Source organism: Aeromonas sp. A600620, from assembly GCF_029479985.1.
GTDB lineage: Bacteria > Pseudomonadota > Gammaproteobacteria > Enterobacterales > Aeromonadaceae > Aeromonas > Aeromonas veronii_A.
Genome location: NZ_JAAKXB010000018.1, coordinates 72,496 through 84,201 on the forward strand (window position 1 = coordinate 72,496; position 11,706 = coordinate 84,201).

Below are 11,706 nucleotides of genomic sequence, written 5' to 3' on the forward strand. Positions count from 1 at the left end.
CCGAGCAAATTCAATCGATAGCAGAATGGAAAAAACCGCCAGCTGGCGGTTTTTTCCATCTATCCATACCGTCGGCCCACAGGCCGTTATGGCTGGGGAAAGCAGGGCAGGGAGCGGCTGAACTTGTGCTCGAATACCAGCGAGGTTTCGAGGTGCACCACCTCCTCGCGGGAGGTGAAGTGATCAAAGACAAAGTTGCGCAGGTGCTCGGTGTCGGAGACACAGAGGTGCACCAGAAAATCATCCTTGCCCCCCATGTGGAACAGGCTGATCACTTCGGGCAGCGCAAGAATGGCATCCCGGAAGGCATCGATGATCTGGCGGCTGTGGCGGGCCAGTTGCAGGGAGACCATGGCCTGAATGTGGCCACCGAGGGCCTGATAATCCACTTCGCAGTGCGCTCCCTTGAGCACGCCATCCTGCTGCAGCTTGCGCACCCGCTCCAGACAGGTGGAGGGGGCAACACCGACCAGCGCGGCCAGATCCTTGTTGGTCATGCCCGCATCCCGAAACAGATGGGCCAAGATATCCAAATCCAGTTGATCCAGGTTTCTCATCTTAACTCCTTGAACCGCTCAATTTTTTAGACTCTGCCCGTAAACCGGGGCAAACACAACGGCCATTGACATCCCCCCTGCCCCGCCTATCCTTGGCGCCATTCACCGGTCGCAGCCCTGCGGCCACCACGCGAGGATCCGCCATGCACCCGTATCACCCTTTCTGGAGCCTTGAGGTTCCCCGTGTCGATGGTCAGCTGCTGCTGACCCCCTGCCCCGGCACCCAGCAGGTGCCGCTGACCCTGGCGCTCGATCAACTGCGGCTGGCCGGTGCCCACGGGGTGGTGACCCTGATGACAAGCGCCGAGTTGATCCGACTCGAACTGGCGCAGCTCGACCAACAGGTCGAGCACGAAGGGATGCGCTGGTTCCATCTGCCCATCGAGGATGATCTGGCCCCCGACACCGACTTCGAGGCGGCCTGGCAACAGGCGCTGCCACAGCTGCGCGAGCTGCTGGGGGATGGCAAACATCTGGTCATCCACTGCAAAGGGGGCAGCGGTCGTACCGGTCTGGTCGCCGCCGCGCTGCTGATGACCCTCGGCCAGCCACAGCAAGAGGCGATGGCCGCCATCAAGGCCCACAGACCCAAGGCGTTTACCCTGGCCTGCCACCGCCAATGGCTAGACCAGCTGGCCGAGCGGCTGGCGCAGGGCGACTGACTACTTGCCTCCCTGGTCGTAGGTAAAGACCTTGCCGATATCTTCCACCCGATAGCTGGTGAGCTGATAGACGTAGTAGTTGAGCCAGTTGGCAAACAGCAGATGACCGTGGCTGCGCCAGCTGGCGCGCGGCGTCCGGCTCGGATCGTTATTCGGGTAGTAGTTGACCGGAATGGCCGGGTCGAGCCCCGCCGCCAGATCCCGCTGATACTCCCCGTCCAGCGTCAGGGCATCGTACTCCGGGTGCCCGGTGACAAACACCTGACGACAATCCTTGGTCGCCGCCAGATAGACCCCCGCCTCTTCTGACTCGGCAAAAATCTGCAAGTCGGTCTGGGCGCGGATCAGATCGCCATCAAACGCCGCGTAACGGGAGTGGGGGGCGACGAACTCGTCATCAAAACCGCGCAGCAGCGGCTCGTGTTCATCGAGGCGATGGTGGCGATAAACCCCGGAGAGCTTCTCGCCGTGGGTCTGCTTCTCCATACCATACAAGGCTTTCAGCGCCGCCTGCACCGCCCAGCAGAGGAACAGGGTGGAGGTGACATGCTGATGGGACCACTCGATGATCTCGACGATGCGCGGCCAGTAGACCACCTCTTCGAACTCCACCAGCCCGAGCGGCGCCCCTGTGATGATCATGCCGTCGTAGTTATTGCCACGCACCTGCTCGAAGTCGTGATAGAAGTTCTCCAGATGGGCCTGCGGCGTGTTCTTTGACTCCCTGTCATCGATGCGCAGCAGATCCACATCCACCTGCAGCGGCGAGTTGGAGAGCATCCGCATCAGCTGGATCTCGGTCTCAATCTTCTTTGGCATCAGGTTGAGGATGAGCACCCGCAGCGGGCGGATGTTCTGGGTGACGGCCCGGGATTCCGTCATCACGAAGATGTTCTCCTGCCCCAGCACTTCGGCGGCGGGTAACTGATCCGGGATCTTGATCGGCATGCTTACTCCCTGTACTGCATCGGTAAATATGTCTGGACATCCAGAAGCCTATAATAAAGCTCCAGCCCTGTCATCAGATACCTTTTGTATTCACCCCCGCCTTTGACTAGCATACGGCTCAGTGTGTCTCCTGCTTCCAAGATAATGACCGGTATCAAGATTTCCGTAGATCGACTGCAAGTCGGCAACTATGTATCCCTGCCACTGGGGTGGCGCGAACACCCGTTCCTGTTTTCCAGCTTCAAGATCAAAAGTGAAGAAGAGATCGAGCTGATCCGCCGTCTCGGCCTGAAACTGGTCACCATCATTCCCGACAAGAGCGACGTTCCGCCCAAGCCCCTCAATCAGGTACAGCCTCAACCACAAGAGAGCGCAGACGCCGCCCAGCGCCAGGCTCAGATGCAGCAGGAGAAGGACCGCCGCATCGAGCAGTTGCAGCAGTATCGTCGCAACCTGCAGCAGTGCGAGAAACAGTTTCAGCAGTCGCTGGCCCAGGTGCGCAGCGTGATGAGCAAGATCCAGTCCCGCCCCCTCAATGCCATCGGCGAGGCGCAGGAGCTGGTCAACGCCATGACAGAACAGCTGCTCTCGGTGGACGAGATGGTGCTGCACCTGGTCTCCGACAGCGAGGATGGCAACAACCTCTACTTCCACTCCCTCAACGTCAGCGTGCTCAGCATGCTGCTGGCCAAGGAGTGCAACATGTCGGCCGACCAGATCCGCCATATCGGTATGGGGGCCCTGTTCCACGACATCGGCAAACTGAAGATCCCGAGCCAGATCCTGCGCAAGACCGAGCCGCTCACCAGGCCGGAGCAGAACCTGATGGCCCAGCACCCGCGCTACGGGCTGGATCTGCTCAATCTGGCCAAGGATTTCCCGTCGGAAGCGAAGGGGATAGTGCTGCACCACCACGAATATCTCGATGGCAGCGGGCCGGAAGGGCTCAAGGGCGGCCAGCTCGATCAGCTCACCCAGATGGTGTCGCTGATCAACGAGTACGATAACCTCTGCCACATGCAGGCCAAGGTGCCCTACTCGGCCCTGAGCGGCCTCTACAAGCAGCGCAAGGCCCAGTTCAATCCGGAGTACCTCAGCATGCTGATCCGGTTGATGGGGATCTATCCCCCCGGCAGCGTGGTGCAACTCTCCAACGGTCAGGTGGGGCTGGTAATGTCGGTCAACGCTTCCCGCCTGCTCTACCCCTCGGTGCTGGTCTACGATCCGCGCATTCCCCGTCAGGAAGCCGCCATCATCGACCTGCAGCAGGCCGAACTGTCGATCGCCAAGGTGATCCACCCCAAACGGCTGCCGCCCGCCGTGTTCGAGTACCTCAATCCGCGTACCCGGATCAGTTACTACTTCGAGCACAACAAATCCTGATTGTCTTGGCCCGAGGCCAACCGTAGTCACCCGTTTCACCCAAGGAGCCCGCCATGCGTATCGAGATCATCAGTACCGGAGACGAAATAGTGACGGGTCTGGTGGTGGATACCAACGCGGCCTGGCTCAGCGCTCTGCTGCTGGAACAGGGGTGGCAGGTGCGCCGTCGCCTGACGGTGGGTGACAACCTCGCTGACCTGAAAACGGTGCTGCAAGAGAGTGCCAGCCGCGCCGAGGTGGTGCTGGTGTGTGGCGGGCTCGGGCCCACCGCCGACGACCTCACCGCTCAGGCGGCAGCCGAGGCCTTTGACCAACCGCTCACCCTCTTCCCCGACTGGCTCGCTACCATCGAAGCGCGCTACGCCAGCCGTGGCCGCCCCATGGCACAAAGCAATGCCAAACAGGCATGGCTGCCACAGGGGTGCGAAATCCTCGACAACCCGGTTGGCACCGCCTGCGGCTTTGTGGTGCGAAGTGGCCAGAGCCAGCTCTTCTTCACCCCGGGCGTGCCGTTCGAATTCAAGCAGATGGTACGCGAGCAAATTCTGCCGCGCCTCAAACAGCTGGCCGGGGCACAGATCGATACCGAGCTGCGTCGCTTTTACACCTTCGGTGTCTCGGAGTCGGCGCTCAGCGATATGCTGGATGCCGACCCCTGGCCAGCTGGTATTGAGCTGGGTTACCGCTCCTCCATGCCCCTTATCGAGCTGAAACTGATCGGCCACGGCGCCAGTACCGCTGACATGGAGGGTGCCGAGCGCCGACTGCTGGATACGATCCGCCCCTGGCTGGTTGGCAGCGGAGATACGGAACCGGCGCAGCAGATCCTCGCGCTGCTGCAAGGTAAACCGCTGGCTCTGCTGGAGGGAGAGAGTGGCGGCGCTCTGCTGGCACTTTGTCACGGCCATCCCCGGCTGGAGGCCAACTTCAGTACACAACTGGCCGATGAGCTGGCGCAACTGCCGACCGCCGATGCGGGCCTGCAACTGACCATAGGGCGAAAAGGGCCAGAGGGGGTGCCACTGCTGCTCAGCGCCGATGGAAAACACGTCGGTCAGACGGTCAAGGTCAGCCACCCCGACCCGGAGAGCCGCCGCAAGATCCTCGCCTTTGCCGCCCTAGACATGCTGCGCCGCCATATGCTGGGTGAGCCGGTACTCGGCGATTACCTCACCCTGGCCAGAACAGCCCAGCGCAGCTGATAAGAACCGCCATTCCCCTGCCAGCGACTCTATGTCGCTGGCGCTGCGATCCGTCTTTTCACTCCGTTTCCAAACAGCGCCCACATTTATCTGGCCGCCATCACCGATTTGACTTCAATTCATTGACCATTCAGAGGAAATATCTGAATACTGCCCACTCTCAGGGTTGGCGACTCGCTTTATTAATCATTGAGAGATTAAATGACAGTAGAGGAGCGAGCCGATCGCTCCGTTCTCATCCAGCAAGGAGATGCGGTGTTAAGCAAAGAGTGGTTGCTGCTATCAAGCGATATGGAACTGGTCTGCCTGCGGATTGCCGCCGGTCTCACCAAACCTGTCACGGAACAGGATGTGCAGGCTCTGCTGCTCGCTTCCAACTGTCGCCGCTATCAGCCGCTGCCCGAGGGGATCAAACAGGCCATCAGCCTGCTCAACACCCTGCTCACCAACCCTGCCGCCCCCGTCCCCGCCAACCCCATCCCTGTCGGCAAGCGTCAGGATGCCCGACTCGCCGTAATAGTGGAGAAGGATCGCATGAGCGCCATCGCCCAGATCACTGCCGACTGGGGGGGCAAGTATGTGACGCTGGAACAGCTGAAAGAGGCGATCGCCATCAGCGAAATCAAACAGGGGGTGAGTGAGCAACTGCTCACCGCTGCCATCCAGTCGGCCAAGGAGGCCGCCCCCGGCAGTCAGCTCAAGCTGGTGATTGCCAACGGCCAGCCAGCCGTCAATGGTCAGGACACTCGCTATGAGCGGCTGGTGGAGACCCCGGCCGAACGGATCCTCAAACCGCAGGAGTTGGGTCATGGCAAGGTCGACCTGCGGGATCTCGGCTCCATCGTCACCGTCAAGGCCGGCGCTCCGCTGATGCGCCGTCATCCGGCCACCGTCGGGGTGCCCGGTTTTACCGTAACCGGTCAGGACCTACCAGCCAAGGATGGCAAAGACAGTCCGATGAGTGCTGGCGAGGGTACCTTTATCTCCCCCGACGATCCCGACCTGCTGATTGCCGGTCGGGCTGGCCTGCCCTGTCAGGAGAAAGCAGGCATGAAGGTGGACGAGGTGCTCAGCGTAAAACAGGTGGATGCCCGCCACGGCCATATTGATTTTGAAGGGGGCTTAATCGTCAGCGGCGACGTCAACCCGGGCATGAAGATCCGGGTCAGCGGTGACATCGTGATTGGCGGCTTTATCGAAGGGGGCTGGATCGAGGCAGGGGGCAGCATTACGGTACGCCACGGCATCATTGGCCGCCGCAACGAGCAGGGAGAGTACCTTTGCCAACTCAATGCGCAGGGGGAGATCCACGCCAGCTACGCCCAGTATGCCCAGCTGGAAGCGGGGGGGGATATCCAGATCCAGAGCCAGCTCAGCCACTGCTACTCCCGCAGCGGACAAGATATCAAGGTAGGCGATAGCAACATGCGCAAAGGCACTCTGCTGGGGGGCACCAGCATTGCCAATCGCCTGATCATGGCCCCCAGCCTGGGGGCCGAGGCCGCCAACCATACCCGGCTGCAGATCCTCGGCGGCTACTTCACCCACAAGGAGCAGGAACACCAGCTCAAGCTGCGCCAGCAGGCGTGTCAGGCCCAGCTGGAGAAAATCAAGGAGCTGGTCATGAAGTTGCTGCAACTGCCCGGCGACAAGCGCAATCCGGATACCCTGCGCAAGCTCAAACCGATCCGGGACCATCAGCTGGCCGAACTGGCCCAGCTCGATGAGCAGCTCACCGCCAACCAGGAGGAGCTGCGAAACTTGATGGCTCAGATGGAGGTCATTGCCACCCAACACCTCTACTCCGGCATCGAGGTCGAGATGGCCAGCTTCAAACGCAAGGTTACCATCACCCGAGGCCCTACCCGTCTGACCATCCATGATGAAACCCTGGAGATGACCCCTTACGAGGGACACAAATAGCTCAACCGGCACGGCCCTATCGCTGAACCGGCCGTGATCCCGCCGCCGATTTTCGCTACACTCGCCACTTCCTTGGCCCCACCGGGCGGGCCACCCAGACTCAGGTAGTGAGAGATGTACAAGCTGATCGCATTGGATATGGATGGCACCCTGCTCAACCCGCAGGGCCAGATTACTCCCCGCACCCACGCCGCCATCAGCGCCGCGCGCGCCAAAGGGGTAACCGTTGTGCTGGCCTCCGGCCGCCCGCTGGAAGGGATGAGCCGCTATCTGGAAGAGCTCGGCCTCACCACAGAGCATGACTACGTCATCTGCTACAACGGCGCCCTGGTGCAACAGGTGGCCGATCAGCGCATCATCCGCAGCCAGCTGCTGACCGGCAGTGACGCCAGCGCCGTCTCCAAACTGGCTGATGAGCTGGAAGTGAACGTCCACGGTTTCTCAGTCACCCAGGGCCTGATCAGTCCCCGTGTCAGCACCTACACCGAGCACGAATCCCGCCTGATCGGCATGCCGATCAATCTGATCGACTTCGCTACCCTGCCTGCCGACGAGCAGATCATGAAGGTGATGATGATCGACGAGCCGCCCCAGCTCTCCCGCGCCATCGAGCGACTGCCTGCTGAGCTCTATGAGCGCTATACCGTGGTACAGAGCGCCCCCTTTTTCCTCGAATTCATGAACAAGCAGAGCAACAAGGGAACCGGCGTCGCCGCACTGGCCGAGCACCTGGGCCTAACCGCCGCTCAGGTGATCTGCGTCGGGGATGCGGGCAACGATCGCCACATGATCGAATACGCAGGCCTCGGGGTTGCGATGGGCAATGCCACCGACGAGATCAAGGCTCTCGCCCAGCACACCACCGCCCGCAACGATGAAGATGGTGTAGCTCAGGTGATCGAACAGTTCGTACTGAACGCCTGATCGCAATCGAGCGCCGCTGCGCCCGATGAGGAAATAAAAACGGGGAGGCTGTCAGCCTCCCCGTTTTTTCTCTGGTTAGTTATCTGCGTGATGAGCGGTAATTCGTGCGCATCACTGGTTCGCCAGACACTGGGTATGGGAGCCCGGTTGCAGGTAAGGCGTCAGCAGGGGAGCCATCCCCTTGAGCACCTGCACCGGCAGCGCCGAGGTGAAGCGGAACTTGTCAGACTGGCTACCCGGTACATAGGCGGTCAGAGTACCGAAGTGATCCTCACCCAGATAGAAAACGAAGGTCGCTGTGCGGTTGCGCGCCAGCGAGCTGGTCACGTTGCCATAACGACCCACGGTTTCAATCCGGTTATCCCCGGTCCCGGTCTTGCCCCCCATCTGCAGCACAGTGCCATCCGGCAGGGTAAAGGCACCGGCGATACGTCTTGCCGTGCCCCCTTCAACCACCTTGGAAAGCGCACTGCGCAGGGCGGCCGCCACCTCTGCTGGCATCACCCGGGTACCCTCGGTGTGCTGCGGCTCAAACTCGGTCTCGAAGGGCGTCCCCTTGGCGAACGAGAGATGCTCGATACGCAAGGTTGGCGAGCGGACACCGCCATTCTGGATAATCCCCATCAGCTCGGCCAGTGCAGCCGGACGATCGCCGGAGCTACCCAACGCGGTCGCCAGCGAAGGCACCAGATGATCAAACGGATAACCCAGCTTGGCCCAGCGCTGATGGATATCGAGGAAGGCTTCAACCTCCAGCATGGTGCGGATCCGGCTGTCACGGGCACTGCGATGACGGGTCTTGAACAGCCAGCTGTAGACCTCTTGCCGCTCGTCACGACTGGCCGCCACCGCGTCGGCAAAGGTGGCCTTGTCGAACTCCTTGAGATAGGCCAGCAACCACAGCTCCAGCGGGTGAACCCGGGCGATGTAGCCTTGATCCGGCAGTGAATACTTGCCCGGTCCATAGCTCACATAGAGCTGATTGACCCGTTTCGCACTCAGCTTCTCCCGCGGCAACCGTTCCGCCAGGAAGGCAGCAAAAGCCGCTTCGCTGGCTTCCGGCATCAGGTAGCGGTGAACCGCCGCCAGACGTACCGCACTCGGCTTGAGACCGTCGAGGAAGGTATCGAGCTGCTCCTCGGGGGTCTTGCCGCGATATTTGCGCCAGAAGCGCAGCAGATAGGTCTGGCCCTCTTTGTCGGCAAATTTGGCCAGATACTCCTGACGACGGGGATCCTTGTCATCCTTCAGCAACTGGGCACGGTTGCCCTCCTTGTAGAGGCTGTAGCGCACGATATCGCGCATCAGCCGCACAAAGGGCAAGTTAATCGACTCACGCAGAGAGTCACGCAACGTCGGAATACGATTGTTATCCTCGCGGCGGAAGTTGTTGAAGGTGTGCATGCCACCACCGGTAAAGAACCCTTCGTTGGGGCTGGCGGAGTATTTGCGATCCAGCGCCGCTTCCAGCATCACAGGCAGGCTCTTGTCCTGAGCCGTCATCAGATAGGAGATAGCCCAGCGGCTGAGGTTGTCCTGAGAGACGGCAGCCAGCTTGCGCAGATTCTCGACCGGCATCCCGGCATAGTTGTCGTGCAGCTCGGCCACGATCTCCAGATAGGTAGTCAGTACCCGCAACTTGGCGGTTGAGCCCAACTCCAGCTTGGAGCCTTCGTTGATATCGAACGGCTGATCGGTGTTGTCGGTCTGTACCCGCACCTTGAACCCATCCGGCGACTTCTCGAACAGGGTGAAGCTGTAGCGCACATCGCCGGTCTTCTCCGGCGAGAGCAGGCGCTCACCAAACAGTCCCACCTGAGCGGCAAACGTCGGGTCGGCCAACTGCTGCAGATAACGGGAGATTTCGTTCTGCAGCGGCATGTTGAGGCTGGTATCGGCGGTCAGATCCATCCGGTCAAGGTCATAGAGCTGCACCCCGAGCTGACGGCTCAGGCGAGTACGGGCAACCTGCAACCCCTTGTTATTGTTCACCCGGGTGATAGCCGGGGACTGCAGGAAGTCCCGGAACGTAATCTTGGCCTTGAGCGCCGCCTCCATCAGAGGTGGCGTGATCATCCCCTCCTGCACAAACAGGCGCAGGTAGCTGTCGGTCAGGGTAGCCAGCGCCTCTCGCCCCTGAGCCAGATAGTAAGAGGGACGGCGGTGCGCAATCATCAAAGAGACAACCTGACGCAGGGCAAGTCCCTGTTCGGCCAGCGGTGCGTTCTGGTTGCGGGCGGGGTCCAGCAGACGGTTCACGTCATCGACATTGGCACCAAACCAGACCCAGAGACCATCCCCCAAACCATGCACCTCACCATATCCCGGCGCAGCCGAGAGCGGTACCGAGTTGAGGTAGGCCCAGGCGACCAGCTTGCGCGCTTCGAGGGTTTCCGGCCCGAGACGATAGGCACGCACGCTGGCAGAGGCCATCTGACGGATCTTCTCGGTCGGCGACAGGGTCAGGCCATCCGGCGAGTGACGATACTTCTCCACCTGGGTCGCCAGGGTACTGCCACCGGCAGATTGATCCTGCATATCGAGCGCCTTGCCCACTTGAGAGAGCGCGGCCTTGGCAAAACGGGGCCAGTCGACCGCCGGGTTGGCCAACGGCTCTTCGTTGCTCAGCAAGTCGCGGTTCTCGATAAACAGCAGCGACTGGATGACGAGCGGCGGAATTGAGTCAAAATCCGGATAGTGATGGGTCGGATACTTGAATTGATAGAAAGGTTCTGCGCGGCAATCGTGCAACGTCAGGCCAGCCTGCACCTTCTCGGTATAGGGCACGAAGAAGCCACGACTGGCGTAGTCATAGAGCGCGTCGGAGAAATGCACCTGCTTGCTGACTTCATAGCCCCGCTGAAGCAAACGCTCCTGCATCATCGGCAGTTGCACATAGCCGAGCCGCTTGTCGAACGGGCCATCCTCAGGGAATGCGATCTGCTTGCTCTGGCCAGGCTCGACCTGATAGGTGAGCTTGGCGGCATAACGGGATATCTCCTGAGATTGCAGCTTCGAGGTTTTCATCTCATAGCCAACCAGAGCGATCACCGCCCCCAGGCACAATAAAAAGAGAAAACAGAACAGCCAACGCCACCAGGGACGGCGCTTGCGCTTTGGGTTCCCGTCCGAGGTCTGGACAGATGAATCTTGAGATGCCACTTGTGTCAAATCCGTCTGTTCTGATGCGCCCATATCAGCCCCACCATGGTTGCGCAATTTATTGTGTTTCACTCAAGCTTAGTCTTTTCAAGTCAATGGCTTGAAACTATTGACCGCTTTGTAGTGATGGTAACAGGGCAATTCTAAAAAGGGGAGCCGATTGTTGCAGGAGTGGCAGAGATCAGAGCTGATAACAAAACACCGGCCAGTGGCCGGTGTCTTTTAAGCAAAAGCTGAACGCTTACTTGTGAGAGCTCATGCCCTTCAGTTTGGTGCTCAGCTCTTTACGCTCTTTGGAAAGCTCGGCGTTCTTGATGATGTGGTCATCCACGCGCTCTTCATAGTCGGCACGCATGTTGGCGATGATCGCCTGCACATCATCAATACTCATGCCCGGCTTGATGTAGTCGCTCAGGTTGTCGAGCAGCAGCACGCGCTTCTGGTTGTCACGGATCTTTTTCTCGTTATCCGCAATTTCACGCTTGAGTTTGTTCTGGCGACGGGACATACGCACATATTCCAGTACATCGCTGAAGGTGGACTTGTTTACTTGTTCCATATCGATACCACTGACTTAAGGTTGATAAAAACTGGCCAAGTTACACCTGGAACCCGGCAAACTCGGCGCGGGACAGGCAAACTCAAGATGCCCTTACTCTACCGAGTTATAAGCGAGATACAACCCTAATCGCGCGCCATGAACAGAGTTTGGCCAAAAGTAAACCAGTTAAAATAGCCAGTAATCCATCAGATAAGGGCTTGATATAGATAGAAAATGGAGGAAATGACAGGATTTTTAGTTCTCTTCCTGCAGATAAATGCTAATACAGGCTGTTTAACACGCTAAAAACACCAACGCGCGGTCGTAAGACTGGGCTTTGTGTTGGTTCTGGTGTGCAAACCAGTGGGACTTATGGGCAAAAACCGCCCATAGCAAAAAGGCCT

9 protein-coding genes are annotated in these 11,706 nt (G+C 59.7%); 5 read left to right on the forward strand and 4 right to left on the reverse strand.

Annotated features, from left to right (window positions below):
- Positions 1–86: 86 nt before the first annotated feature.
- A complete protein-coding gene (locus G5533_RS18680) occupies positions 87–557 on the reverse strand; it encodes an Lrp/AsnC family transcriptional regulator (protein ID WP_005336001.1) in 471 nt (156 codons plus the stop codon).
- 143 nt (positions 558–700) lie between these two features.
- On the opposite strand from G5533_RS18680, the gene G5533_RS18685 reads away from it, so the two are divergent.
- Positions 701–1,219: a cyclin-dependent kinase inhibitor 3 family protein gene (locus G5533_RS18685; RefSeq protein ID WP_374996348.1), complete on the forward strand. Its 519-nt coding sequence runs from the start codon at positions 701–703 to the stop codon at positions 1,217–1,219.
- Here G5533_RS18685 and metA read toward each other — a convergent pair whose 3' ends face one another.
- On the reverse strand, positions 1,220–2,167 hold the full coding sequence (gene metA, locus G5533_RS18690; protein WP_042053667.1) for a homoserine O-acetyltransferase MetA: 948 nt from the start codon (positions 2,165–2,167) through the stop codon (positions 1,220–1,222).
- 144 nt (positions 2,168–2,311) lie between these two features.
- Here metA and G5533_RS18695 point away from each other — a divergent pair, with 144 nt between their 5' ends.
- The 4 genes from G5533_RS18695 (at position 2,312) to yidA (ending at position 7,599) form a co-directional block, all read left to right on the forward strand.
- Complete coding sequence (locus tag G5533_RS18695; RefSeq protein WP_421255767.1) at positions 2,312–3,550, forward strand: HD-GYP domain-containing protein; 1,239 nt, start codon at positions 2,312–2,314, stop codon at positions 3,548–3,550.
- Positions 3,551–3,603: 53 nt separating this feature from the next.
- On the forward strand, positions 3,604–4,752 hold the full coding sequence (locus G5533_RS18700) for a competence/damage-inducible protein A (protein WP_421285853.1): 1,149 nt from the start codon (positions 3,604–3,606) through the stop codon (positions 4,750–4,752).
- Positions 4,753–5,007: 255 nt separating this feature from the next.
- A complete protein-coding gene (locus G5533_RS18705; RefSeq protein WP_021231653.1) occupies positions 5,008–6,675 on the forward strand; it encodes a DUF342 domain-containing protein in 1,668 nt (555 codons plus the stop codon).
- A 114-nt stretch (positions 6,676–6,789) separates the two neighbouring features.
- Positions 6,790–7,599, forward strand: a complete 810-nt coding sequence (yidA, locus tag G5533_RS18710; RefSeq protein WP_421255765.1) for a sugar-phosphatase — start codon at positions 6,790–6,792, stop codon at positions 7,597–7,599.
- 111 nt (positions 7,600–7,710) lie between these two features.
- On the opposite strand, the gene G5533_RS18715 is transcribed toward yidA, so the two are convergent.
- Entirely contained in the window at positions 7,711–10,794 is a 3,084-nt protein-coding gene (locus G5533_RS18715) for a transglycosylase domain-containing protein (protein ID WP_346198312.1), read from the reverse strand.
- Positions 10,795–11,002: 208 nt separating this feature from the next.
- Positions 11,003–11,320, reverse strand: a complete 318-nt coding sequence (tmaR, locus tag G5533_RS18720) for a PTS system regulator TmaR (protein ID WP_005336024.1) — start codon at positions 11,318–11,320, stop codon at positions 11,003–11,005.
- Between the last annotated feature and the right edge of the window lie 386 nt (positions 11,321–11,706).

Bases quoted from the DNA above. Each gene is read 5' to 3' on its own strand.
- G5533_RS18680 (WP_005336001.1), bottom strand. From the start codon at position 557: ATGAGAAACCTGGATCAACTGGATTTGGATATCTTGGCCCATCTGTTT.
- G5533_RS18685 (WP_374996348.1), top strand. From the start codon at position 701: ATGCACCCGTATCACCCTTTCTGGAGCCTTGAGGTTCCCCGTGTCGAT.
- metA (WP_042053667.1), bottom strand. From the start codon at position 2,167: ATGCCGATCAAGATCCCGGATCAGTTACCCGCCGCCGAAGTGCTGGGG.
- G5533_RS18695 (WP_421255767.1), top strand. From the start codon at position 2,312: ATGACCGGTATCAAGATTTCCGTAGATCGACTGCAAGTCGGCAACTAT.
- G5533_RS18700 (WP_421285853.1), top strand. From the start codon at position 3,604: ATGCGTATCGAGATCATCAGTACCGGAGACGAAATAGTGACGGGTCTG.
- yidA (WP_421255765.1), top strand. From the start codon at position 6,790: ATGTACAAGCTGATCGCATTGGATATGGATGGCACCCTGCTCAACCCG.
- G5533_RS18715 (WP_346198312.1), bottom strand. From the start codon at position 10,794: ATGGGCGCATCAGAACAGACGGATTTGACACAAGTGGCATCTCAAGAT.
- tmaR (WP_005336024.1), bottom strand. From the start codon at position 11,320: ATGGAACAAGTAAACAAGTCCACCTTCAGCGATGTACTGGAATATGTG.